Source organism: Pseudonocardia kunmingensis, from assembly GCF_006716445.1.
Taxonomy (GTDB): domain Bacteria; phylum Actinomycetota; class Actinomycetes; order Mycobacteriales; family Pseudonocardiaceae; genus Pseudonocardia; species Pseudonocardia kunmingensis.
The window spans coordinates 2,714,043-2,737,107 of sequence record NZ_VFPA01000001.1 but is presented as its reverse complement, the minus strand read 5'-3'; the positions used below and the strand labels follow the sequence as shown (position 1 = coordinate 2,737,107).

Here is a 23,065-nt window from a genome sequence, read left to right as displayed (position 1 = left end):
CCCTAGACGTTATCCGCCCACCCGTAGAGCCGTGCGGGGTTGTCGACCAGCACCCGGCGGCGCAGCTCGGCGTCCGGCAGCCAGTCGGCGAGCACCGCGCGATGGTCGGCGGGGGTCGGGACGGGACCGGGCGGGGCGACGTAGGGCCAGTCGGTGCCCCACACCACCCGGTCCGGTGCCGCGGCGAGCACCGCCGCCACGCGCTCGCGCAGGGCCGGCGCGGCGGCGGCCTCGGCCGTGCCCGGCACCAGCCGGTAGGCCCCGGACAGCGTCACCCACGCGTCACCTGCGTCGAGCAGTTCGCGCAGCAGCGGCACGGCGGGGTCCGGCTCGCCCGGCGGCGGGGCGGGGAGCAGGCCGAGGTGGTCGAGCACGACCCGGCCGCGCGTGGCGGCCTCCCGCAGCAGCGCCCGGTGCTCGCGCGGGTCCGTCCACACCTCGACGTGCCAGCCGAGACCCGCCACCCGCTCCTGCAACGCGGGCAGCGCCGTGACGGGGGTGCCGCCGGCGAACCGGTCCTGGACGCGGCACCCCCGCACCCCGGCCGCGGCCAGCGCCGCGAGCTCGTCGTCGCTGGCGTCCGGCCCGACCACGGCGACGCCGCGCAGCCGGTCGGGTGCGGCCGCCAGCGCGGCGCGCAGCACCCCGTTGGCCCTGCCGTACGCGCTCGGCGTGACCAGCACGCCGCGGGCGAGGCCGAGGTCGTCGAGGTGGGCGAGGTAGCGCTCGACGGGCGCCTCGAACGGCGCGTACACGGCGCCGGGGACGCCGCCGCCCGGCCCGGTCATCACGTGCGCGTGCACGTCGGTGGCGCCGGTGGGGAGGGTCACGACGCGGATCCGGTGAGCTCGGCCCCGCGGGTCTCGGGCAGCAGGAGGGCGCATCCGGCCATCACCAGGTAGGCGATGCCGGCGAACAGCGCGATCGCCACCCCGATGGAGATCGCGTCCGCCAGCAGGCCGACGAGCAGCGGGAACAGCGCGCCGATGCCGCGGCCGAAGTTGTAGCAGAAGCCCTGGCCGGAGCCGCGCAGCTCGGTGGGGTACTGCTCGGTGAGCAGCGGGCCGAGCCCGCTGAAGTAGGCCGAGGAGACGAAGCCGAGCGGCAGCGCCAGCGCCGTGAACACCGGGGTGGGCAGGTCCAGCAGCGTGAACGGCAGGACGATCACGAACGCCGCGACCGCGCACACGACCAGTGCGGGGCGCCTGCCCAGCCGGTCGGTGAGCCAGGCGCCGAACAGGTACCCGGCCAACGCGCCGACGATCACCAGCAGCAGCGTGCCGCCGAGGCCGAGTACGTCCAGACCGCGGGCGGTGCGCAGGAACTGCGGGAGGAACGTGGTCAGGGCGTAGTAGCCGCCCTGCGCCCCGGTGCACAGCAACGCGCAGACGAGCGTGGTGCGCAGCAGGCCGCCCCGGAAGATGCCGAGGAACGACGGGCGGTCCTCGCGCCGGTCCGCGTGCCGCACGTACACGTCGGGCTCGGGGACGTGGCGCCGGATCCAGAACACGCCCAGCGCGGGGAGCACGCCGAGCGCGAACAGCACCCGCCATGCGGTCTCGGGCGGGAGCAGGGTCTGCGTCAGCACGAACAGCGCGACCGCGAGGCCCCACCCGACGGCCCACCCGCTCTGGACCGTGCCCACGGCGCGGCCGCGGAAGCGGGCCCGGACCGTCTCGCCCATGAGGATCGCCCCGACCGCCCACTCGCCGCCGAAGCCGAACCCCATCAGCCCTCGGAACACGAGCAGCTGCGTGGCGTCCTGGGCGAACGCGCAGAGCAGCGTGAACACCGAGAACCACAGCACGGTGACCTGCAGCATCAGCGCCCGGCCGAACCGGTCGGCGAGCACCCCACCCGCCCAGCCGCCGACCGCGGAGCACAGCAGCGTGACGGTGCCGATCAGCCCGGCCTCGGCGTTGGACGACAGCACCCCGACGGTGAGCAGGACCGGGATCAGCAGGCTGTAGATCTGCACGTCCATCGCGTCCGTGGCCCAGCCGCCGAAGCAGGCCCAGAACGTGCGCCGCTCGCGCGGCACCATCGACCGGTACCAGTGCTCGTCCGCACGCGGTTCCGCCATCAGCACCTCGTAGCACCCGGGCGATCGACCGGCAACCCGGAGGCGGGGCGAGGAGGCCCCTATGATCATCCGGTAGTAGTCCGATCGGGTGAACGGGGGGTTAACGATGGGTTGGGACGAGATCCGGGACCTGCACGTCGAGTTCCTGGCTGAGCAGGGGTTCCGGCCGAAGGTCGACGACGAGGGCGACATCCACTTCCGGTACGAGGGCCGGCACCACTTCATCATGGAGACGCAGGACGAGCAGTACTTCCACCTGCTGTTCCCGAACTTCTTCCCGCTGGCGGGCGAGACGGAGGTCGCGGAGGCCGCGCTCGCCGCGTCGGTCGCCTCGCGGGCCACGAAGGTCGCGAAGGTCTACCTCAACCCGGCGCTGGACAACGTGAGCGCGTCGGTCGAGCTGCTCGTGGCGCAGCCGGCCGACGTCCACGCCCACCTCCTGCGCTCGCTGGGCATCCTCGGCACGGCGACCGGCAAGTTCCTCGAGGAGATGAGCGTCCGGTTGGCCGCCGCCGCACCGGCCGACGCCGCCGTCTGACGCCGCGGAGCCCTTAGCCCCCGGCTGCCTCGTCGGGATCGAGGAGGCGGCGGACCGCCCGGTCCACGAGGACCGGCAGGTAGTCCCGGACGGTCGCCGAGTCGAGGAGCCTGCGCTGCTGCGCGATGTGCTGCAGCACCACCTCGACCTCGGCTCCGCCGGTCGGCGCGAAGTCCCGGACGAGGCGGGCGGTCACGTCCTCCCACTGCTTCGCCATCCGCTCCTCCCACGCCCGGGCGAGGACGTCGTCGTCCGCGCCGCCCGGGGGCGTCGCGGGGTCGGCGGCGACCGCGGACCCGGTGGAGGCCTCCGGGTGCGCGGATCCGGGCGTGGCGGGCTGGGCCACCCGGGCCATCAGGCTGGGCGCGCCCGGGAGGTGCACCCGCGCGGACCGAGGACCGGGTCGCGGTCCGTTGTCCACGAGCGGCCCGGCCTTCAGGTTCGGGTCGATCTTGCGGTGGACGTGCTTGAGGTTCTCGTCGGTCCGGGACGGCGCGGGCTGCGTCCACCGGGACGAGGGAGCGGGGCGCCCGGGCGTGGCTCCGGTCGGCGAGGTCACGGGTGCGGTCCTCCGGTCGGTCGGGGCGGCGCGGCGCTCGCCGCGGCCGACGATGATCAAGCCTGGTGGAGGCTATCGGAAGCGGCTCCCGCCGCCTCACCCGAACGAGGGCTGTGGCGCAGCCGGTTAATGACCGTTAACATCGCGACTCCCCGACGGAGGAGGTCCGATGCCGGTCAGCACGTCCGGGACCGTGGTGCGCACGGCCGCCGACACGACGGGCGACGGTGCGGAGCGCAACGCGGCCGCCCACCGCGAACTGGTCGCGGACCTGCGCGCGCGGCTCGCCACCGCCGCCCGCGGGGGCCCGGAGCGAGCGCGCACGCGCCACGTCGAGCGCGGGAAGCTGCTGCCCCGCGACCGCGTGGACGCGCTCCTCGACGCGTCGAGCCCGTTCCTCGAGCTCTCCCCGCTCGCCGCGGGCGGCATGTACGGCGACGAGGCGCCGGGAGCGGGAGTGATCACCGGCGTCGGGCGGGTGGCCGGGCGCGAGGTGGTCGTCGTCGCGAACGACGCCACCGTCAAGGGCGGCACCTACTACCCGATGACGGTCAAGAAGCACCTGCGCGCCCAGGAGGTGGCGCTGCACAACCGGCTGCCGTGCGTCTACCTCGTCGACTCCGGCGGCGCCTACCTGCCCGAGCAGGACTCGGTGTTCCCGGACCGCGAGCACTTCGGCCGGATCTTCTACAACCAGGCGCAGATGTCCGCGCAGGGCATCCCGCAGATCGCGGCCGTCCTCGGTTCCTGCACGGCGGGCGGGGCGTACGTGCCGGCCATGAGCGACGAGGCCGTGATCGTGCGCGACCAGGGCACGATCTTCCTCGGCGGCCCGCCGCTGGTGAAGGCGGCCACCGGCGAGGTCGTCACGGCCGAGGAGCTGGGTGGGGGCGACCTGCACTCGCGCGTCTCGGGCGTCACCGACCACCTCGCCGAGGACGACGCGCACGCGCTGCAGATCGTCCGTTCGATCGTCGGCACGCTCGGCCCGCGCGCCCCGCGGCCGTGGGACGTGCTGCCCACGCAAGCGCCGCTGGCCGACCCCGAGGAGCTGTACGCGACCGTCCCCACCGACTCGCGCACCCCCTACGACGTGCGCGAGGTGATCGCGCGGGTGGTCGACGGGTCCCGGTTCCACGAGTTCAAGGCCGAGTACGGCGCCACCCTCGTCACCGGCTTCGCCCGCATCCACGGCCACCCGGTCGGCATCGTGGCGAACAACGGGATCCTGTTCTCCGAGTCGGCGCAGAAGGGCGCGCACTTCATCGAGCTGTGCGACCAGCGCGGGGTCCCGCTGGTGTTCCTGCAGAACATCTCCGGTTTCATGGTCGGGCGCGAGTACGAGGCGGGCGGCATCGCCAAGCACGGCGCGAAGATGGTCACCGCCGTGGCCACGACGCGCGTCCCGAAGTTCACCGTGATCATCGGCGGCTCGTTCGGGGCCGGGAACTACTCGATGTGCGGGCGGGCGTACTCGCCCCGGTTCCTGTTCATGTGGCCGAACGCCCGGATCTCGGTGATGGGCGGTGAGCAGGCCGCCACGGTGCTCGCGACGGTCGGCTCCGGCGCCGACCCGGACGCCGTCCGCGCCCAGTACGAGACGCAGGGCCACCCGTACTACTCCACGGCGAGGCTCTGGGACGACGGCGTGATCGACCCCAAGGACACGAGGACCGTGCTGGGCCTCGCGCTCTCGGCGGCGGCGAACGCGCCGCTGGCGGAGCCCGGCTTCGGCGTCTTCCGGATGTGAGCGCGATGCCTCAGAACCCGCAACCCCGCGACGAACGGCACGTTCGTCGGCTAGGTACCGACGAGAGTGCCGTTCGTCGCCAGGTCGGATCTGGAGGGTCCTGTGTTTGACACCGTGCTCGTCGCCAACCGGGGCGAGATCGCCGTGCGCGTGCTGCGCACATTGCGGCTGCTGGGCATGCGGTCCGTTGCCGTCTTCTCCGACGCCGATGACTCCGCGCCGCACGTTCGGCTCGCCGACGTCGCCGTCCGGATCGGGCCCGCCCCCGCCGCGCAGAGCTACCTCTCCATCCCGGCCGTGCTCGAGGCCGCCGCGGCGACCGGGGCCCAGGCCATCCACCCGGGGTACGGGTTCCTGTCGGAGAACACCGCGTTCGCGGCGGCGTGCGCCGACGCGGGCGTCGTCTTCGTGGGGCCGCCGGCGTCGGCGATCGAGGCGATGGGCGACAAGATCGCGGCGAAGGCCACCGTCGCGAAGGCGGGCGTGCCGGTCGTCCCCGGCTCGGACAGCGCGGGGCTCACCGACGACGAGCTCGCCGCCGCGGTCGAGGACGTCGGCTACCCGGTGCTGCTCAAGCCGAGCGCGGGCGGTGGCGGCAAGGGCATGCGCGAGGTGCACCGGCCCGAGGACCTGCGTGAGGCGATCGCGTCGGCCCGACGAGAAGCGCGCGGCTCCTTCGGCGACGACACGCTGCTGGTGGAGCGCCTGGTCACGACGCCGCGGCACATCGAGATCCAGGTGCTCGCCGACGCGCACGGCAACGTCGTGCACCTGGGTGAGCGCGAGTGCAGCCTGCAGCGGCGGCACCAGAAGATCGTGGAGGAGGCGCCGTCGGCGCTGCTCACGCCCGCGCAACGCGCGGCGATGGGGTCGGCGGCCGTCGAGGCGGCGCGCGCGGTCGGCTACACCGGCGCGGGCACCGTCGAGTTCATCGTCGGCGCCGACGACCCCGACCGGTTCTACTTCATGGAGATGAACACCCGGCTGCAGGTGGAGCACCCGGTCACCGAGCTGGTCACCGGGCTAGACCTGGTGGAGCTGCAGCTGCGGGTGGCCGCCGGGGAGCCGCTGCCGATCGACCAGGACGCCGTGCGCCTCACCGGCCACGCCGTCGAGGCGCGCGTCTACGCCGAGGACCCCGCAGCCGGGTTCCTGCCCACCGGGGGGCGGATCCTCGCCCTGCGCGAGCCGGCCGGAGCGGGCGTGCGGGTCGACTCCGGGGTCGCCGACGGCACCGTCGTCGGCAGCGACTACGACCCGATGCTCGCCAAGGTGATCGCCCACGGCGCCGACCGCGCCGAGGCGCTGCGCCGGCTCGACGCCGCGCTGCGCGACACCGTGCTGCTCGGCCTCGACACCAACACCGGCTTCCTGCGCGCCCTGCTCGCCGACCCGGACGTGCGCGCCGCCCGGTTGGACACCGGCCTCGTCGGGCGCAGGCTCGCCGACTGGACGGCCGCCGAGCTGCCCGACGACGTGCTCGCCGCCGCCGCGGCGCACGCGCTGCTGGCGCTGGAGCCGGCCGGTCCCGTCGTCGACCCGTTCGACGTGCCCGGCGGGTGGCGCGTCGGCGAGCCCGCGTGGACGACCTGGCGGATGTCGGTGTCCGGGCACGACCCGGTCGGCGTCCGCATCCGCGGTCGCGCGGCCGCCGCCGAGGTGGCGGTCGGGGACGCCGAGCCGCAGCCGTGCACCGCGGCGCGGGACGGTGACGCGCTGGTCGTCGCGGTCGCCGGGGTCACGCGCCGCTACGCCTGTGCCCAGGACGGCGACACCCTGTGGCTCGGCCGCGACGGGCGCGCCTGGGGGATCCGGGAGCAGGCCCCGCTGGAGGCCGCCACGGCCGCCGACGCCGGCGCGGGCGGGCCGGTGCTCTCGCCGATGCCCGGCACCGTCACGGCCGTCGAGGTCGCCGACGGGCAGGAGGTCGACGCCGGAGCCCGGCTGGTCGTCGTGGAGGCCATGAAGATGGAGCACGTGCTCACCGCCCCGGTCGCCGGGGTGGTCCGCGAGCTGCGCGCCCGCCCGGGCGAGGCGGTCGCGAAGGACGCCGTGCTGCTGGTCGTCGAACCCGAGGGGAACTGATGGACCTCACCTTGTCCGAGGAGCACGAGGCGCTGCGCACAGGAGTCGAGGACTTCGCGCGCAAGGAGGTCGCGCCCGTCATCGGCGAGCTCTACGAACGCGGCGAGTTCCCGTACGCGCTGGTGGCGCGGATGGGCGCGATGGGCCTGTTCGGCCTGCCGATCAGCGAGGAGCACGGCGGCATGGGCGGCGACTACTTCGCGCTCTGCCTCGCGCTGGAGGAGCTCGCGCGCGTCGACTCGTCGGTGGCGATCACGCTCGAGGCCGGCGTCTCGCTGGGCGCCATGCCGCTGTACCGCTTCGGGACCGCGGAGCAGAAGCGCCGGTGGCTGCCGGACCTCGCGGCCGGGAAGAAGCTCGGCGCGTTCGGCCTCACCGAGCCCGGCGGCGGCTCGGACGCGGGCGCCACCCGCACCACCGCCCGGCTGGACGGCGACGAGTGGGTGATCAACGGGTCGAAGGCGTTCATCACGAACGCGGGCACCGACGTCACCTCGATCGTCACCGTCACGGCGATCACAGGCACCCAGGGCGACGGCCGCAAGGAGATCTCCGCGATCGTCGTGCCGGCGGGCACCCCGGGGTTCCGCGTCTCGCAGAAGTACTCGAAGGTCGGCTGGTCCGCGTCCGACACCCGCGAGCTGTTCTTCGACGACTGCCGCGTCCCGGCCGAGAACCTGCTCGGCGAGCGCGGCCGCGGGTACGCGCAGTTCCTGTCCATCCTCGACGAGGGGCGCGTCGCGATCGCCGCGCTCTCGGTGGGCCTCGCGCAGGGCTGCGTGGACGAGTCGGTGCGCTACGCCCGCGAGCGCGAGGCGTTCGGCGCGCCGATCGGCAGCTACCAGGCGATCCAGTTCAAGATCGCCGACATGGAGGCCCGCGCCCACACCGCGCGGCTGGCCTACTACGCGGCCGCGGCGAAGATGCTGCGCGGCGAGCCGTTCAAGAAGGAGGCGGCGATCGCCAAGCTCGTCGCGTCCAACGCGGCGATGGACAACGCCCGCGACGCCACCCAGGTCTTCGGCGGCTACGGCTTCATGAACGAGTACCCGGTGGGCCGCTTCTACCGCGACGCCAAGATCCTGGAGATCGGCGAGGGCACGAGCGAGGTGCAGCGCATGCTGATCGCCCGCCAGCTCGGCCTGTAGACCCCACCCAACGGGGCCCCGGGATCGACCACCCCGGGGCGGGCGCGAGGATGGTGGGGTGAACGCCCTGTTCGCCCGGATCGTCGTACTCGTGAGCGGTGCCGCGATCCTGGTGGTCGAGACGCTGGCGACGCGGCTGGTCGCCCCGTACGTCGGGCTGACCCTCGAGTCGACCTCGGCGGTCATCGGGGTGGCGCTCGCCGGCATCGCGGCCGGCGCGTCGCTGGGCGGGCGGTGGGCCGACGTGCTGCCGCCCCGGCGGGTGGCGGCCGGCGCGCTGGCCGTGGGCGGGCTGGGCGTGCTCGCGGTCCGGCCGCTGGTGCGGGTGCTCGGGCCGGCGCTGGGTCCCGGACCGCTCGCCGCGGTCCTGCTGGTGGCGGCGTCCACGCTGGTGTCGGTCACGGCGCTCGCGATGGTGACGCCCGCGGTCACGCGCGCCCGGCTCGCGCAGGTGGACGGCGCGGGCGCGGTGATCGGCGGGCTGTCCGCCGCCGGAACGGTCGGGTCGCTCGCGGGCGTGTTCCTCACGGGTTTCGTCCTGGTGGCGCTGCTGCCCGTGGCGGTGATCCTGCTGGTCACGGCCGCGGCGTGCCTGCTGGCCGCCGCCCTCACGGCCGTCGAGCGCACGCGGGCGGCCGTCACCGCCACCGCGGTCACCGCCGCCGTGCTGGCCGCCGCGCTCGTGGCCGTTCCCGGGCGCTGCGACGTCGACACCGTCTACTACTGCGCCAGCGTGCAGACCGACCCGGCCGACCCGGACGTGCGGGTGCTCGTCCTGGACGACCTGCGCCACTCCGCGGTCGACCTCGCCGATCCGGCGCACCTCGAGTTCGCCTACACGCAGCGCTTCGCCGACGCGATCGACGCGGCGTTCGCGCCGGGCGTGCCGCTCGACGCGGTGCACGTCGGCGGTGGCGGCTTCACGATGCCCCGCTGGCTGGCCGCCACGCGCCCCGGCTCGGCGTCCACGGTGCTGGAGGTCGACGCGGGAGTCGTCGAGCTGGGCCGCCGGGAGCTGGGCGTCGCGGAGATCCCGGGTGTCGACACCCGGATCGGCGACGCGCGCAGCCTGCTCGCCGCGCTGCCGTCGGCGTCGGCGGACGTGGTGGTGGGGGACGCCTTCGGCGCCCGTTCGACGCCATGGCACCTGGCCACCGCCGAGTTCGCCGCGGACGTGCACCGGGTGCTGCGCCACGACGGGATCTACGTGCTCAACGTGATCGACCACGATCCGTGGGGCCTGCTCGCGGCCGAGGTCGCCACGCTCGCCGCGCGCTTCCCGCACGTCGCGCTGCTCGCGCGCCCCGAGCAGCTCGCGCCCGGCGGCGGGGGCAACGCGGTCGTCGTGGCCTCGGACCTGCCGATCGACGCCGCCGCGCTCGCGGCCGGGGCGGCGGCGCGCGGCGAGCCGGGCTCGGTGCTCGGGGACGAGGAGGCCCGTCGTTTCGCGCGGGACGCACCGGTGCTGACCGACGACCGGGCACCGGTCGACCAGCTCATGAGCTGATCCCGGTACGGTCCGCGGGAGGGAGGTGGCGGGGTGGCGGAATGGGACGACCTCGTGGCGTTCGTGCGGGTGCGCTACGAGATCATGAGACAGGTCGGCGGCGAGCTGTGGTTCCGGCTGCCCACGCGCGACGACCGCACGCAGATCGTGGCCGTCCGGCCGGTGACCGGCGAGGACGACCACCCGTGGGCGCAGATCACCTCGCCGGTCGGTCGCGCGGCCGACATCGATCTCGCCCGGATGCTCGAGCTCGCCGGTGAGTGCGTGGCCGGCGGTGCCGTCGCCGTGGACGGCCTGGTGCTGTTCCGCCACTCCATCCCGCTCGGCGACACGGCGCTGGACGGCTTCGACCGCTCGTTCCGGCTCGTCGTCGAGGTGGCCGACCGGCTCGAGCACGAGCTCACCGGGTCCGACGAGCACTGATCCGCCGGGCGGTCACGCCCGCGGCGCCCCCAGGCCCTGGTCGAGGAGGACGCGCACGCGGGCGAGCAGCTCCTCCGCCTCGGCCGCGGTGATCGCGCCGGAGCCGATGCCGGCCCGGATCTCCTCGGCCACCGTGCGGGCGAACCGGGCGGCCCATTCCGCCCGCGCGTCGGGATCACGCATCCGCGGATCGTGCCAGGACCGCCCGCTACACGCGGTTGGGGGGTCGGCTGCGGTGCGTGAGCGTCAGCTCGCCCGCCTGGCGGCGGTGGCGCCGTCGAGCAGGCCGGGCCGGTCGGACACCGACTGCAGCTCGGTGATCGTCGGGTGGCCCGCGGCCACGAGCGCGGTGTCGGTGCCCGGCTCCGGCGGCGTCGCGAGCTCCGCGGCGTGCGAGTGCAGGACGTCCGCGTCGTCGTCCGCGTCGTCGCCGGCGATGTGGTCGACGCGCACCTGCACCGAGCCGAACCGGGCGAGCCGCGCCTCCCGCAGCTCCCGCAGCTCGGCGACGGGCACGTCCGGCACGTTCAGCGACAGGACGGTGGCGTCGGGGCTGGCCAGCAGCAGGTCGAGGACGTCGGGCAGCACCTGCAGGGCGCTCTCCCAGTGCGGGCGCTCGGGCGTGACCGCGGGTGTGCCGAGCGAGACGGCCAGCGCGCGCCAGCCGTGCAGGGACGCCGCCAGCGCCGCGCCGATCGTGCCGGAGTGCAGCACCGAGTGCCCCAGGTTCGCGCCGATGTTGATGCCGGACAGCACGACGTCGGGCTCCGGGTCGAGCCAGCCACGGCCCGCCGCGTGGACGATGAACGCCGGGTGGCCCTCCACGGCGAACGCCGGCACCCCCGCCAGCTCGGGCAGCTCGCGGCGCTGCAGCCGGGTGCGGCCGTCCTCCCGCACCGACAGCACCGAACCGCCCACGCCGCTCGCGTCGACGTGCGGGGCGGCGACGACCACGTCGAACCCGGCGTCCCGCGCTCCCGCGGCCAGGGCCCACAGGCCCGGCGAGTCGATGCCGTCGTCGTTGGTGATCAGGGCGCGGAGACGTCGGGAAGAGGCCACCGCTCCACCGTAGGCGAGCGAGGTGGCCACCGGAGGGCGTCGCGATGACGCTCACGGGATCGTCGACGGGGTTCAGCGATGGCGAATCTCGTTCTAGGATCTGAGTCACACCGTGGCCCGGCCTCGACGATGAGGAGTGGCGCTCATGACCACCGAACAGCACACCGTCCCGCGGCAGGAGGCGGTGGACGCGTCCACCCTCGCGCAGATCCGGGACGTCGACATCGACGACGTGCTCGACTACGTGCACGCGGACCTCAAGAAGCTGCCCGGCTACCTCGACCTCTACCGGCGCTACCTGCGCCAGCGCTGGGACGTCTACGAGCTCGACTTCGGCCAGGACGTCCTCGACTGGCACACCCGCATGACGCAGGAGGAGCGCGACGCGTTCGTGGCCATCTCCTCGGGCTTCCACCACGGCGAGCGCCAGGTGGAGGTGGAGCTGCCGGTGTTCATGCTGGCGGGCAGCGAGGAGTCGAAGATCTACATGTCGAGCCAGATCGAGGACGAGGCCCGGCACACCGTGTTCTTCGACCGCTTCTACCGCGAGGTCGTCGGGCTGGCGGGCGAGAGCGTGCAGGACGTGCTCGACGCCTCCTTCCCGCACATCTCGGAGACGTTCGTGGGCCCGTTCGGGCTGCTCGCCTACCAGGCCGACGAGCTGCGGCGCGACCCGGAGGACCCGGCGGCACGCGTCCGCTACGGCACCACCTACTTCCTGTGGATCGAGGGCGTGCTCGCGCTGTCGGTCATGAAGATCACGCTCACCTACTGCCGGGAACGGGGTCTGCTGCCGGCCTACTACGCCGGGTTCACGGCCACCTGCCGCGACGAGGCGCGCCACGTCCAGGGCGGGATGCGGTTCCTGCGCGACGCGGTGCGCGCCGATCCCCCGCTCCTGCGGGAGATCCACGAGACGCTGCGCACGATCCTCGCGATGAACGGCGCCGTGAGCCGCAGGCTCGCCCTCGAGGCGCTCGGCTGGACCCCGGAGGAGGTGCGGCGGCTGATGATCCGGCAGCTGTCGATGAAGCTCTCGGACGTCGGGATCGACCTGCCGCCCGACCTGCAGGAGAAGATCCAGCAGATCGAGCCGGAGGTGGCGGGCGGATGAGCGCCTCGTTGTTCGAGCCCGGGTGGGCCGGGGCCGTCCGCGACGCCGTCGACCGCGGTCCGGACGACGTCGTGCGCGCCGGGAAGCTGCCCACCTACTGGGAGTGGATCGACAACGCCCGCGCCCGCCACGACGGCGTCTGGGCGCTCGTCGCCACCGACCTGCCCGCGCACCTGCTGCTCGAGTGGGAGCAGGGGCGGTGCACGCGCGCCGAGATCGTCGGACCGGACGCCGTCGCCACGGCCACCTACGTCCTCGCGGCGCCGCTCGCGGTCTGGCAGGAGCTGCAGGACGGCGCCGACGCCGGGCGGCTGGTGATGTACCGGCGCATCCGGCTGGAGCGCGGCGACGTCCTCGCGTTCTTCCGGATGATCTACTTCGTGGTGGAGTCGCTGGCGGCGATCGGACGCGTCCCGGCCCCGTCGAGCGCCTGACCTACGCCTGACGAACGGCACTTTCGTCGGTACCTAGCCGACGAGGGTGCCGTTCGTCGCCTGGGGGGTTGCGGCGCGCCGCCACGGCCCCCCGAAGAAGCAGATCGCCACGGCGAACAGGGCCATGCACCCGGCCGTGCACGCCATCCAGAACTGCCAGCTCGTCGCGGCGACGACGTGCGGCACCACGAGCAGCACGACCACGGCCATGCCCTTGACCAGGAACGAGAACATGCCCCACGCCGTGCCCTGCAGGCGCGGGTCGATGTTCTCGGCGTCCTCGGAGAAGTTGGCCATCCACGGTGCGTAGGCCGCGCCGAGCACGCCGCCCAGCACCACGCCGGTGACCATGAGGGCCGGCAGCGACACCGCGGGCTGCCCGAGCAGGAACACGAAGAACAGCAACACGCCCAGGCCCACGATCGTCCCTGCGAGCGCGAACGGGCGGCGCAGCTGCAGCCGGTCGGACCACCGGCCGGCCACGACGAGGGCCACCAGGTCGAGGATCCAGAAGACCGTCATGACCGCGGAGGCCTGCGCGGTGCTCATGTCGAAGGTCTGCACGAGCATCGTCTGGCCGTACAGCGTGAGCGTCAGGTAGAGCACGAGCCAGAACGCGATGCCGACGACGTGCGCCCACATCGTGGGGTGGGTGAACAGCGTGCGGGCCAGCGCGGGGCGCTCCTCGTCGACGACGGCCACCGTGCTGTCCTCGGTCTGCACGATCTTCGCCCGCAGCGCGGGTGACAGCTCGGCGATGTTCGTCGCGATCACGATCGAGAGCACGAGCGAGACGCCGCCCATGATCACGAGCTGGGACTGCCAGGCGTTGCCGAACAGCGGCAGCGTCAAGCCGGCGATCGCGGCGGCGAGGAAGTTCGCGCCGACCGGGCCCCATGTCCAGAAGGCGAACGCCTGCGCGCGGCCCATGCGGGGTGAGAAGTCGCGCACCAGCGGGGCCGTGCAGGCGATCGCAGCGCCCTCGATGAACGACATCGTCACCTTGGCGGCGAGGAACTGGTCGGGCGTGCGGACCAGCGCCATCACGAAGCAGCACAGCGCGGTGAGCATCATCAGCGGGATCAGCAGCCGCACCCGGCCGACCTTGTCGGTGAACCGCCCGCCGATGATCCCGGCCACGGCACCGGCCACCGCGCCCACGGCGGAGATCGCGCCGTACGTGGCGAGGGTCATGTCCAGGTCCTCGAGCAGCAGCGGGACCACGGGTGCGATCTGCCCCTCGTAGGAGCAGATCAGGCTGGCCAGTACGGCCATCGTGAGGATCCGCAGCCGCCGGCGGCCGGTGGGGTACTCGTCGAGCAGGCGTACGTACCGCGGGCCCATCGCGACCTCCTCGTCGCACGCCGAATCGCGCTCTAGAACCGTCTCTCAGGTTCGGCGTGCCGCCGTGGGCTGTCAAGGGGTGCCGCATCTCACGCATCGGACCCGTCGGCCGGCTGTGGCAGGGTGACCGGGAGACCGAGGATCGGAGCGAAGGATGCGCGTCTTCAACGGGGTCGACGAGCTGCGTGCGGCGGTGGGGTCGACGCTCGGGGTGAGCGACTGGGTGACGGTGGACCAGTCCCAGATCGACACGTTCGCCGACGCCACTGGCGACCACCAGTGGATCCACGTCGACCGGGAACGGGCGAAGGCGGGGCCCTTCGGCGCCACGATCGCGCACGGGTTCCTCACGCTCTCGCTGCTGCCCGTGCTCGTCGCGCAGACCTTCCAGGTCGAGGGCACGAAGATGGGCGTCAACTACGGGTTGAACAAGGTGCGGTTCACCTCGCCGGTTCCCGTCGGCAGCAAGGTGCGGGCCAGCGCCGAGCTGGCCGAGGTCACGGACGTCGACGGCGGTGTCCAGCTGACCACGAAGGTGACGGTCGAGATCGAGGGCTCGGAACGGCCCGCGCTCGTCGCCGAGTGGCTGACCCGGCGCTACGTCTGAGGAGGTTCTTGCGATGCGTGATGCGGTGATCTGCGAGCCGCTGCGGACCCCGGTGGGTGGGTTCGGCGGCGCGCTGCGCGACGTGCCGGCCCACGAGCTGGCGGCCACGGTGATCCGGGCCCTGCTCGAACGCACCGGCCTGCCCGGCGAGTCGGTGGACGACGTGGTGCTCGGGCACTGCTACCCCACGATGGACGCCCCCGCGATCGGGCGGGTGGCGGCCCTCGACGCCGGCCTGCCGGTCACCGTCAACGGGCTGCAGATCGACCGGCGCTGCGGCTCCGGGCTCCAGGCGGTGCTGTACGCGGCGATGCAGGTGCAGGCGGGCGCGTCGGAGGTCGTGCTGGCCGGTGGCGCCGAGTCGATGTCGAACGCGCCGTTCTACTCCACCGCGATGCGCTGGGGGGCCAGGGGCGGGCCCGGCGTGATGCTGCACGACGCGCTCGCGCGCGGCCGCGTCACCGCGGGCGGGATCAACTTCCCGGTGCCCGGCGGGATGCTCGAGACCGCCGAGAACCTGCGCCGCGAGTACTCGATCCCGCGCGAGGAGCAGGACGAGTTCGCGGTCCGCTCGCACCGCCGCGCCGCGGCGGCGCGGGACGAGGGGCGGTTCGCTGACGAGATCGTCCCGGTCACGGTGAAGGGCCGCAAGGGCGACACCGTCGTCGACACCGACGAGCACATCCGCGCCGACTCGTCGGTGGAGAAGCTCGCCGGGCTGCGCCCGATCCTGGGCCGCGACGACCCGGGCGCCACGGTCACCGCGGGCAACGCGAGCGGCCAGAACGACGGCGCCGCGATCTGCGTGGTGACCCACCCGGCGAAGGCGGCCGAGCTCGGGCTGCGGCCGCTGGTCCGGATCGTGTCGTGGGGCATCGGCGGCGTGCCGCCGGCCACCATGGGGATCGGCCCGGTGCCCGCCGTCGCCAAGGCGCTCGACGCCGCCGAGCTGACGCTGGCCGACGTCGACCTGATCGAGCTCAACGAGGCCTTCGCCGCGCAGGTGCTGGCCTGCACGCGCGAGTGGAAGCTCGCGCCCGAGGACTTCGAGCGCGTCAACGTCAACGGGTCCGGCATCTCGCTGGGGCACCCGGTCGGCGCCACCGGTGGGCGGATCCTCGCCACGATGGCGCGCGAGATGGTGCGCCGCGACGCCCGTTACGGCCTCGAGACGATGTGCATCGGCGGCGGCCAGGGCCTCGCGGCGGTCGTCGAACGGGTGAACGCCGCGTGAGCGGTGTGACCCGCTCGGGTGCCGTGATGTGAAACACCGCTGCCCGGAGGTACGACACCCCTTGTGAGAGTGACCGCCGAGAGCGAGGGGAGTCGAGGGAGATGCCGGGCGCGGAGACGTCCACGTTGAGCCGCCGGGACCAGGCCGTGCTGCGCGCCGTCGCGGAGGGCCGTTGCGAGCTCGGGACCGGGTGGGCGCCGCTCCTGCTGGTCGACGGCCTGGTCTGCACCGACTTCGCGGCCGGTCGCCGGCTCGTGGCCGCCGGGCTCGTCCACGCGCCCGACCCCGCCCGTCCGCTGGGGCCTGCCCGGCTCACCGCGGCCGGTCGCGCTGCCCTCGCCGGCTGACGTCACATCACGGGGAGTTGCCGTCGCGGCGGGTTCCGGTACACGCTTGCGGCAGTCAAGTAGTTCGTCCTCCCCGCGAGCAGCCTCAGGAGCGCGCCGTGCCGTCCGACGACGACCTCGCCCTCGCCGATGAGGTGAGCGGCCAGCTCATCCGGCTGGTCCGCCTGATGGAGCGCAAGCACGCGCAGTACCAGGCCGACCACCCCGACGCGGTGGAGCGGGCCACGTACCTCCTGCTCGTCCACCTCGTGAAGGACGGGCCCCGCCGCGCGGGCACCCTCGCCGAGGCGGTGCACTCCGACCCGTCGACGATCAGCCGCCAGGTGGCGCACCTGGTCCGGCTGGGCCTGGTCGAGCGGACCACCGACCCCGAGGACGGCCGGGCCACGCTGCTCGTGGCCACCGACGAGGGGCGGCGGGTCTTCGAGGAGAACCGGCGGGTGCGGATCGAGCGGATCGCCGAGATGCTCGACGACTGGCCGGTGGAGGACCGCCGGAAGCTGGCGGAGCTCCTCGCGCGGTTCACCACCGACTTCGCGAACAACGCCCTGAAGCCCCGGCCGGCCGAGGCACCCCCGGCCCCGCCGGTCGAGGCCACGGCCGGGGGGTCGCGCAGCCTCCCCGGCTGAGGAGGCTCGCGCCTCAGTGGCCCGCGTTGTCCTTGGCGCGCTGCCAGGACGCCTTGATCTCGCGCTCCGCGTCGGCCCGGCCCACCCACATGGCGCCCTCGACGCTCTTGCCCGGCTCGAGGGTCTTGTAGATCTCGAAGAAGTGCTGGATCTCGGCCCGGTCGAACTCGGGCATGTGGTGGATGTCGCGCAGGTGCTCCTGGCGCGGGTCGTCGCTGGGGACGCAGAGGACCTTGTCGTCGCCGCCCTTCTCGTCCTTCATCCGGAACATGCCGATCGCGCGGGAGCGGATCAGGCAACCGGGGAACGTGGGCTCCTGCACGAGCACCAGCGCATCCAGCGGGTCGCCGTCCTCCCCCAGCGTGTCCTCGATGAACCCGTAGTCGGCCGGGTACTGGGTGGCCGTGAACAGCGTCCGGTCGAGCCGGATGCGTCCCGTTTCGTGGTCCACCTCGTACTTGTTGCGGCCGCCCTTGGGGATCTCGATGGTGACGTCGAAGTCCACTGGCGCTCTCTCCTGCTGTGCTGTCGGTCGGATGGGGTGCCGGTACCGGTCGGGCGACCGGCCTCGGCGCCTGGCCCTAGTCTGAGGGACGGCGTCGGCGGTGCCGACACCGCGGGGGCACCGGACGACGTGGAGGAGCGCGCGCGTGGGTCTCGGGCGACGGATCGGTGACACGCTGCGACTTCCCGGTCCCGGAGCGCGACGGAGCGTCGCGGTTCTCGCGGTGTTCGCCCTCGCGGGCGCGGCCGGGAGCGCGGTCGCCCTCAGCAGCCCCGCGCTGGTCGAACGGCTGGGCCTCGTCCAGGAAGCGGCCGCGCCCGCGCCGCCCGTGCCGCAGGCGGTCCTGCGCCCGCTGGCGGTCGAGGCGCCCACGCCGACCCCCGCCGGGCTGGCCGACGTGCTCGACCCGGCGGCCGACGACATGCCGGGGCGGTTCGCGGGCGTCGTCATCGACCCGGCCACGGGGGCGCAGCTGTGGGGCCACACCCCGGAACGCGCGTTCGTCCCGGCGTCCACGGGGAAGGTGCTCACCGCGGCGGCCGCGCTGCTCACGCTCAACCCGACGGACCGGCTGGACACCAGGGTCGTGGCGGGGTCGGAGCCGGGAACTGTGGTGCTGGTCGGCGGCGGCGACCCGACGCTCACCGCCCTGCCCGAGGGCGAGGAGAGCCTCTACCCGGACGCGCCGCGGATCAGCGAGCTCGCCGACGAGGTGCGGGAGAACGCCCAGGGCGAGATCGACACCGTCCTCGTCGACACGAGCCGCTACACCGGCCCCCGGCTCGCCGAGGGCTGGCTGCCGGGCGACATCGCCGCGGGGTACATCACCCCGATCGAGCCCCTGATGGTCGACGGCGGCCGCGTCGACCCCACGCTGCAGGACGGCCCGCGCGTCGAGGACCCGGCGCTGGCGGCGGGCCGGGCGCTGGCCGAGGAGCTGGGGGTCGAGTCCGTCGACGAGGGCACGGCGGACCCGGGCGCGGTGGGTCTGGCCTCGGTGTCGTCGGCGCCGATCGCGGAGCTGGTCGAGCACTCCCTGCGCGTGTCGGACAACACGCTCGCCGACATGCTCGCCCACGAGGTCGCGCTCGCCCGCGACGACGAGGGTTCCTTCGCGGGCGGGGCGCGGCAGGTCCTCGCCGCCCTCGAGCAGGCGGGGATCGACACGACCGGTGCCCACCTCGTCGACGCGAGCGGGATGTCGACGCGCAACGAGGTGCCCCCGCAGCTGCTCGGCGCGGTGCTCGCCGCGGCGGCCGCGCCCGCGCAGAACCCGCTCGACACGCAGTTCCTGCGTCCGATCCTGTCCGGCCTCCCGGTGGCGGGTGGCGAGGGCACGCTCGACGACCGCTACGCCCGCAGCGGGGACGCGGCGTCCGGCCGCGGCGTGGTGCGGGCGAAGACGGGCTCGCTCACCGGGGTGAGCAGCCTCGCAGGCGTCGTCACCGACGCCGACGGCCGGTTGCTGGTCTTCGCCCTGATGTCGAACGGCGCGAACCCCGGAGAGGTCCGCCCGCTGCACGACGCGATGGCGGCCGACCTCAGCCGCTGCGGCTGCGCCGGATCCGGCTGACGCCGGCCGTGAGTGGGAACGGGTGCTGGAGCACTCTTATCCACTCACGAGGCGTCCGGTGCGTAGCGTGGGGCGGGTGCCGCACGTGACCGACCTGTCCCAGCCCAGCCCGAGCCCCACGGCGGAGCGCGGGCTCCCGGTCGATTGGCAGCTCGCGAGCCGGACGGCCGGCCGCCTGATGCAGCCCGGGCCCGACGCCACGCGTGAGGAGGCCGCGGAGCTGGTGCGGCGCCTGCGGTCCGACGCGGCGGTGGCCGAGGGGCACGTCCGGGAGGTCACCGGACTCGGGCACGGGCTGCCGCTGCTGCCCGCCGACGTCGTGGACCGCAAGGCATGGGCGGCCGCGGCCGTGTCGGGCATGGCGGCGCTGACCGCGGGGGCGGAGCTGCCCGAGGTGTCGCGCGTGACGCGCAGCGTCACCGCGCGGACCGCGGGCCTGCAGGTCGGCGGGGTCGTCGCGTATCTCGGCGGCCGCGTCCTGGGCCAGTACGACCCGTTCGGCGGCCCGGACGGCGAGGGGCGCCTCCTGCTCGTGGCCCCGAACGTGCACGCGGCGCGTACGGCGCTGGACGTCCCCAGCGCCGACTTCGGCCTGTGGGTGTGCCTGCACGAGGCCACGCACCGGCTGCAGTTCACGGCGGTGCCGTGGCTGCGCACCTACTTCGCCGACGAGGTCTCCAAGTTCCTGTCGATCGCGCAGGGCGACCGCGGCGCCGTGCTGGACCGCCTCCCCGAGGTGCTGCGCTCCCTGCGCGAGTCCGGCGGCGACTCGCTGGCCATCGTGGAGCTGCTGCAGGGCCCCGAGCAGCGCGAGGTGCTCGACCGCCTGCTGGCGCTCACCACGCTGCTGGAGGGCCACGCCGACCACGTGATGGACGCCGTCGGCCCGGATGTCGTGCCGACCGTCGCCACGATCCGCAACCGGTTCACGGCCCGGCGTCGTGGCGGTGGCCTCGTCGACCGCCTGCTGCGCGCGCTGCTCGGCGTGGAGGCGAAGGTGCGCCAGTACGCCGTGGGTTCGGCGTTCACGCGGCACGTCGTGCTGGCGGCGGGCATGGAGGGCTTCAACCGCGTGTGGGAGAGCCCAGAGACCCTGCCGACGCGTGCCGAGCTGGCCGCGCCCGGCGACTGGCTGCGCCGCATCCACGACCTCTGACACCCCGGTCCGGGCGGTCGCACACCGATTGTGGTGCTCACACACTGACTGCAGTCGGTGTGTGAGCGCAGGAGTCGGTGTGCGAGCTACAGTCCGCCGTCCGGCGGCGGATGGAGGCGTGTGAGCGGGGCGACCGGGCGTGGGGCCGCGGCGGCGGAGGTTCGGCGGGCCGTCCGCGCCGCACTCGCCGGCCTGCCCGCGCCGCAGCGGGACGTCCCGCTGCTCGTCGCCTGCTCCGGTGGCGCCGACTCGCTGGCGCTGGCGGCGGCCGCGCTCGCCGTCCGCGGCCGTGGTGTGCACGCCGCCGTCGTCGACCACGGCCTGCAGGACGGATCGGCCGAGCGGGCCGCGGCCACCGCGGAGCTGCTCAGCGGGCTGGGCGCGACGGCGGGCGTGCACCGCGTCGACGTCAGCGGTCCGGGCGGCACGGAGGCGGCGGCGCGACGGGCCCGCTACGCCGCGCTGCGGGCGGCCCGCCCGCACCCCGACGCGCCGGTGCTGCTCGGGCACACCCTCGACGACCAGGCGGAGACGGTCCTGCTCGGCCTGGGCCGCGGGTCCGGCGCACGGTCGCTCGCCGGGATGCGGGCCTGGGACGCGCCCTGGTGCCGCCCGCTGCTCGGCGTCCGCCGGACGGTGACGCGCGCGGCGTGCGCGGCCCTCGACCTCCCCGTCTGGGACGACCCGCACAACAGCGACCCCCGGTTCACCCGCGTCCGGCTGCGCCACGAGGTGCTGCCGCTGCTGGAGGAGGTCCTCGCGGGCGGGGTCGCGGAGGCGCTCGCCCGGACGGCGCGCCAGCTGCGCGAGGACGGCGACGCGCTCGACGCCGTCGCCGCCGATCTGCTCGCCGGGGCGCACGACCCGGCGCCGTCCGACGACGCGCTCCCCGACGAACCGGCGGCCGGCGTCGCCCGGCGGGCGGGCACGCTGCGCACCGACCCGCTCGGGTCCGTACCCCCCGCGCTGCGCCGCCGGGTGCTGCGGGCCTGGCTGGCCGCGGCGTCCGTCACAGCGCTCACCGACGAGCACCTCCGCGCCGCGGACGTCCTCGCAGGTCGGGGCCCCGATCGGGGCGGCGTCGCCCTACCGGGTGGGTTGGAGCTGGTGCGAGCACGTGGCAGGCTCTCCCTGCGCCCCGTCCGCTGGCCACCACCCGGCGGTTGATCCCACCACTTCCCGGAGGACGTCCGCCGTGTACGACGGTGACATCGCATCGACGCTGGTCACCGAGCAGGCCATCCGCGAGAAGACCGCCGAGCTGGCCGCGCAGATCGCGGCCGACCACTCGGCGGAGCGCTCCGGTTCCGGTCGTGACTCGGACCTGCTGCTCGTCGGCGTCCTCAAGGGCGCCGTCATGTTCATGACCGACCTCGCGCGCGCGCTGCCGGTGCCCGTGCAGCTCGAGTTCATGGCCGTCACGTCCTACGGCTCGGGCACGTCGTCGTCGGGCGTGGTGCGGATCCTCAAGGACCTCGACCGCGACATCGCGGGCCGCGACGTGCTCATCGTCGAGGACATCATCGACTCCGGCCTCACGCTGTCCTGGCTGCTGAAGAACCTGGAGTCGCGCCAGCCGGCGTCGCTGTCGGTGTGCACGCTGCTGCGCAAGCCGGACGCGGTGACGGTCGACGTCCCGGTGAAGTACGTCGGCTTCGACATCCCGAACGAGTTCGTCGTGGGCTACGGCCTCGACTACGCCGAGCGCTACCGGGACCTGCCGTTCATCGGCACGCTCGACCCGTCCGTGTACGCCTGACGCGCCCCGTTCAGCCTGCGGGGAGCGCAGGCACGGCCAGCGCCTCGGCGGGAACGCCGAGCGGGCTCGCGTCGAACGGCTCGGTGCCGGTGGCGAGCGCGACGTCGCCCACGTCGCCGTTCGCGCTCGCGTAGTCGAGCGCGGCCGCCAGGTCGCTCACGCCGTTGCTGACCGGCAGCGGCGCGAGGTTCAGCGTGGACAGCACGCCGACCGCGTCGCCCGAGCCGTCGAGGAACGCGCTGCCGGAGTCGCCGGGCACACCCGGGCTCACGGTGTAGACCTCGTGGCTCAGGCCGCCGCCCTCCTCGGCGGCGTTGATGCCGACCTTCGGGCTGAGCGCGCTGATGCCCAGCCGCAGCGGGGAGTTGCCGTAGCTGTAGACCAGCTCGCCGGGCGTGAGGCCGTCGGCGTCGATGCCGGTGGGGCCCCCGAAGAACGGGATGCTCGGGTTGACCTCGTCGGCGTCCTCGGCGGCGATCTCGACGAGGGCGAAGTCGTTGTGGGCGCAGACGTCGGGGTCGGACTCGCCGATCTCCTGCATCGTGACCCACGAGCTGTAGGCGAGGCGCCCGGTGCGGTCGGAGCCGTCGGCGGCCTTGATGGTGACGGGGGTGCCGATGCCGCCGGTGCCGGAGTCGCACCCGTCGGTCTCGGTGGCGTCACCGGTGCCCGCGCAGTGCGCGGCCTGGCCGAGGAACGTGCGGTCGCCGCTGGTGAACACGAAGTTGCTCGTGCAGGACCCGCCGCCCTCGGTCTCGGTGACCACGCCCGGGCGGATCGGCGCCGAGTCCGCCGGCGCCCAGTCACCGGCCGCGCTCCGGGTCGGCGCCGCCGTGGCCGCAGGGGCGATGACCGCGCCCACCGCGAGACCACCCAGTGCAACCGCCAGCGCGATGCCGCGGGCCCTCACCGTCATCGTGCTACCCCCAACACCGACGCCGCCGTCGGCGAGTCCGAGTCGTCCGCCTCCGCCAGTGGCTCAACGACGCGGGCGGTCCGGGGATACCCCTCGCCATCGCCCCTGCTCACACCCGGGAACACCGGGTCGGGCCCGTCCGTTGAGCTTGCACGTACCCGTGACGGGTACGCCGGTGGACATGGACGGCGCAGCCCGGCTCCGGGACCGCTATCCTGGCGGACTCAGGGCCGGTCAGTCCGCTGCGCCGGGTCTCCGCAGGAGAATCTCGCCAGGGAGGGTGAAGGCCGCCACG

General features: G+C 74.2%; 24 protein-coding genes. 16 read left to right on the top strand and 8 right to left on the bottom strand.

Features of this window, described 5'->3' with window-relative positions; all coding sequences use genetic code 11:
* Positions 1-2: 2 nt before the first annotated feature.
* On the bottom strand, positions 3-830 hold the full coding sequence (locus tag FB558_RS13045) for an amidohydrolase family protein (RefSeq protein WP_170231287.1): 828 nt from the start codon (positions 828-830) through the stop codon (positions 3-5).
* Positions 827-2,083 (bottom strand): MFS transporter, encoded by a 1,257-nt coding sequence (locus tag FB558_RS13040; protein ID WP_142052263.1) that lies wholly within the window; start codon positions 2,081-2,083, stop codon positions 827-829. Before FB558_RS13040 ends, FB558_RS13045 begins: the two co-directional genes overlap by 4 nt.
* A gap of 106 nt (positions 2,084-2,189) precedes the next feature.
* Between FB558_RS13040 and FB558_RS13035 the strand changes: the two genes are divergently transcribed.
* Positions 2,190-2,621, top strand: a complete 432-nt coding sequence (locus tag FB558_RS13035; RefSeq protein ID WP_142052260.1) for a hypothetical protein — start codon at positions 2,190-2,192, stop codon at positions 2,619-2,621.
* Between the two features lie 13 nt (positions 2,622-2,634).
* Here FB558_RS13035 and FB558_RS13030 read toward each other — a convergent pair whose 3' ends face one another.
* Positions 2,635-3,180 (bottom strand): three-helix bundle dimerization domain-containing protein, encoded by a 546-nt coding sequence (locus FB558_RS13030; protein ID WP_142052257.1) that lies wholly within the window; start codon positions 3,178-3,180, stop codon positions 2,635-2,637.
* Between the two features lie 169 nt (positions 3,181-3,349).
* On the opposite strand from FB558_RS13030, the gene FB558_RS13025 reads away from it, so the two are divergent.
* From FB558_RS13025 to FB558_RS13005, 5 genes are all read left to right on the top strand, one after another.
* The gene (locus FB558_RS13025; protein WP_142052254.1) at positions 3,350-4,930 is read left to right on the top strand and encodes a carboxyl transferase domain-containing protein; all 1,581 of its coding nucleotides are present in this window, start codon (positions 3,350-3,352) and stop codon (positions 4,928-4,930) included.
* Between the two features lie 102 nt (positions 4,931-5,032).
* Positions 5,033-7,015 carry an ATP-binding protein gene (locus FB558_RS13020; protein WP_142052251.1) on the top strand — a complete coding sequence of 661 codons (1,983 nt, stop codon included), beginning with the start codon at positions 5,033-5,035 and terminating at the stop codon, positions 7,013-7,015.
* Complete coding sequence (locus FB558_RS13015; RefSeq protein WP_211366347.1) at positions 7,015-8,163, top strand: acyl-CoA dehydrogenase family protein; 1,149 nt, start codon at positions 7,015-7,017, stop codon at positions 8,161-8,163. Before FB558_RS13020 ends, FB558_RS13015 begins: the two co-directional genes overlap by 1 nt.
* Positions 8,164-8,221: 58 nt before the next feature.
* Positions 8,222-9,670 carry a fused MFS/spermidine synthase gene (locus tag FB558_RS13010; protein ID WP_142052248.1) on the top strand — a complete coding sequence of 483 codons (1,449 nt, stop codon included), beginning with the start codon at positions 8,222-8,224 and terminating at the stop codon, positions 9,668-9,670.
* Between the two features lie 33 nt (positions 9,671-9,703).
* On the top strand, positions 9,704-10,093 hold the full coding sequence (locus FB558_RS13005; protein WP_142052245.1) for a hypothetical protein: 390 nt from the start codon (positions 9,704-9,706) through the stop codon (positions 10,091-10,093).
* A 12-nt stretch (positions 10,094-10,105) separates the two neighbouring features.
* On the opposite strand, the gene FB558_RS43235 is transcribed toward FB558_RS13005, so the two are convergent.
* Entirely contained in the window at positions 10,106-10,276 is a 171-nt protein-coding gene (locus FB558_RS43235) for a hypothetical protein (protein WP_170231286.1), read from the bottom strand.
* Positions 10,277-10,339: 63 nt separating this feature from the next.
* On the bottom strand, positions 10,340-11,152 hold the full coding sequence (gene surE, locus FB558_RS13000; RefSeq protein ID WP_142052243.1) for a 5'/3'-nucleotidase SurE: 813 nt from the start codon (positions 11,150-11,152) through the stop codon (positions 10,340-10,342).
* A 145-nt stretch (positions 11,153-11,297) separates the two neighbouring features.
* Between surE and FB558_RS12995 the strand changes: the two genes are divergently transcribed.
* On the top strand, positions 11,298-12,266 hold the full coding sequence (locus tag FB558_RS12995) for a ferritin family protein (RefSeq protein WP_211366344.1): 969 nt from the start codon (positions 11,298-11,300) through the stop codon (positions 12,264-12,266).
* Positions 12,263-12,700 (top strand): hypothetical protein, encoded by a 438-nt coding sequence (locus FB558_RS12990; RefSeq protein WP_142052241.1) that lies wholly within the window; start codon positions 12,263-12,265, stop codon positions 12,698-12,700. Before FB558_RS12995 ends, FB558_RS12990 begins: the two co-directional genes overlap by 4 nt.
* A 33-nt stretch (positions 12,701-12,733) precedes the next feature.
* Here FB558_RS12990 and FB558_RS12985 read toward each other — a convergent pair whose 3' ends face one another.
* A complete protein-coding gene (locus FB558_RS12985; protein WP_142052239.1) occupies positions 12,734-14,044 on the bottom strand; it encodes an MFS transporter in 1,311 nt (436 codons plus the stop codon).
* Positions 14,045-14,198: 154 nt separating this feature from the next.
* Here FB558_RS12985 and FB558_RS12980 point away from each other — a divergent pair, with 154 nt between their 5' ends.
* The 4 genes from FB558_RS12980 (at position 14,199) to FB558_RS12965 (ending at position 16,861) form a co-directional block, all read left to right on the top strand.
* Positions 14,199-14,651: a MaoC family dehydratase gene (locus tag FB558_RS12980; RefSeq protein ID WP_142052236.1), complete on the top strand. Its 453-nt coding sequence runs from the start codon at positions 14,199-14,201 to the stop codon at positions 14,649-14,651.
* A 13-nt stretch (positions 14,652-14,664) separates the two neighbouring features.
* A complete protein-coding gene (locus tag FB558_RS12975) occupies positions 14,665-15,885 on the top strand; it encodes an acetyl-CoA C-acetyltransferase (RefSeq protein WP_142052233.1) in 1,221 nt (406 codons plus the stop codon).
* 101 nt (positions 15,886-15,986) lie between these two features.
* Entirely contained in the window at positions 15,987-16,232 is a 246-nt protein-coding gene (locus tag FB558_RS12970; RefSeq protein ID WP_142052230.1) for a hypothetical protein, read from the top strand.
* 98 nt (positions 16,233-16,330) lie between these two features.
* Positions 16,331-16,861, top strand: coding sequence for a MarR family winged helix-turn-helix transcriptional regulator (locus FB558_RS12965; protein ID WP_246106398.1), 531 nt, complete (start codon positions 16,331-16,333; stop codon positions 16,859-16,861).
* A gap of 13 nt (positions 16,862-16,874) precedes the next feature.
* On the opposite strand, the gene FB558_RS12960 is transcribed toward FB558_RS12965, so the two are convergent.
* Positions 16,875-17,366 (bottom strand): inorganic diphosphatase, encoded by a 492-nt coding sequence (locus tag FB558_RS12960; RefSeq protein ID WP_142052227.1) that lies wholly within the window; start codon positions 17,364-17,366, stop codon positions 16,875-16,877.
* Between the two features lie 145 nt (positions 17,367-17,511).
* On the opposite strand from FB558_RS12960, the gene dacB reads away from it, so the two are divergent.
* From dacB to hpt, 4 genes are all read left to right on the top strand, one after another.
* Positions 17,512-18,939: a D-alanyl-D-alanine carboxypeptidase/D-alanyl-D-alanine endopeptidase gene (gene dacB / locus FB558_RS12955; RefSeq protein WP_142052224.1), complete on the top strand. Its 1,428-nt coding sequence runs from the start codon at positions 17,512-17,514 to the stop codon at positions 18,937-18,939.
* Between the two features lie 85 nt (positions 18,940-19,024).
* Positions 19,025-20,095 carry a zinc-dependent metalloprotease gene (locus tag FB558_RS12950; protein WP_246106527.1) on the top strand — a complete coding sequence of 357 codons (1,071 nt, stop codon included), beginning with the start codon at positions 19,025-19,027 and terminating at the stop codon, positions 20,093-20,095.
* Between the two features lie 120 nt (positions 20,096-20,215).
* Complete coding sequence (tilS, locus tag FB558_RS12945; protein ID WP_142052220.1) at positions 20,216-21,262, top strand: tRNA lysidine(34) synthetase TilS; 1,047 nt, start codon at positions 20,216-20,218, stop codon at positions 21,260-21,262.
* 28 nt (positions 21,263-21,290) lie between these two features.
* Positions 21,291-21,854, top strand: coding sequence for a hypoxanthine phosphoribosyltransferase (gene hpt, locus FB558_RS12940; protein WP_142052217.1), 564 nt, complete (start codon positions 21,291-21,293; stop codon positions 21,852-21,854).
* A 10-nt stretch (positions 21,855-21,864) separates the two neighbouring features.
* Here the strand turns inward: hpt and FB558_RS12935 are convergent, their stop codons facing one another.
* Positions 21,865-22,770 carry a serine protease gene (locus FB558_RS12935; protein ID WP_142052215.1) on the bottom strand — a complete coding sequence of 302 codons (906 nt, stop codon included), beginning with the start codon at positions 22,768-22,770 and terminating at the stop codon, positions 21,865-21,867.
* Positions 22,771-23,065 lie beyond the last annotated feature (295 nt).

What these genes read in the sequence shown, in the direction of transcription:
- FB558_RS12990 (WP_142052241.1), top strand. Translation starts at nt 12,263, where the DNA reads ATGAGCGCCTCGTTGTTCGAGCCCGGGTGGGCCGGGGCCGTCCGCGAC.
- FB558_RS12975 (WP_142052233.1), top strand. Translation starts at nt 14,665, where the DNA reads ATGCGTGATGCGGTGATCTGCGAGCCGCTGCGGACCCCGGTGGGTGGG.
- FB558_RS12995 (WP_211366344.1), top strand. Translation starts at nt 11,298, where the DNA reads ATGACCACCGAACAGCACACCGTCCCGCGGCAGGAGGCGGTGGACGCG.
- FB558_RS12935 (WP_142052215.1), bottom strand. Translation starts at nt 22,770, where the DNA reads ATGACGGTGAGGGCCCGCGGCATCGCGCTGGCGGTTGCACTGGGTGGT.
- FB558_RS12980 (WP_142052236.1), top strand. Translation starts at nt 14,199, where the DNA reads ATGCGCGTCTTCAACGGGGTCGACGAGCTGCGTGCGGCGGTGGGGTCG.
- FB558_RS13035 (WP_142052260.1), top strand. Translation starts at nt 2,190, where the DNA reads ATGGGTTGGGACGAGATCCGGGACCTGCACGTCGAGTTCCTGGCTGAG.
- FB558_RS13040 (WP_142052263.1), bottom strand. Translation starts at nt 2,083, where the DNA reads ATGGCGGAACCGCGTGCGGACGAGCACTGGTACCGGTCGATGGTGCCG.
- FB558_RS13015 (WP_211366347.1), top strand. Translation starts at nt 7,015, where the DNA reads ATGGACCTCACCTTGTCCGAGGAGCACGAGGCGCTGCGCACAGGAGTC.
- FB558_RS13025 (WP_142052254.1), top strand. Translation starts at nt 3,350, where the DNA reads ATGCCGGTCAGCACGTCCGGGACCGTGGTGCGCACGGCCGCCGACACG.
- FB558_RS12985 (WP_142052239.1), bottom strand. Translation starts at nt 14,044, where the DNA reads ATGGGCCCGCGGTACGTACGCCTGCTCGACGAGTACCCCACCGGCCGC.
- FB558_RS12970 (WP_142052230.1), top strand. Translation starts at nt 15,987, where the DNA reads ATGCCGGGCGCGGAGACGTCCACGTTGAGCCGCCGGGACCAGGCCGTG.
- FB558_RS43235 (WP_170231286.1), bottom strand. Translation starts at nt 10,276, where the DNA reads ATGCGTGATCCCGACGCGCGGGCGGAATGGGCCGCCCGGTTCGCCCGC.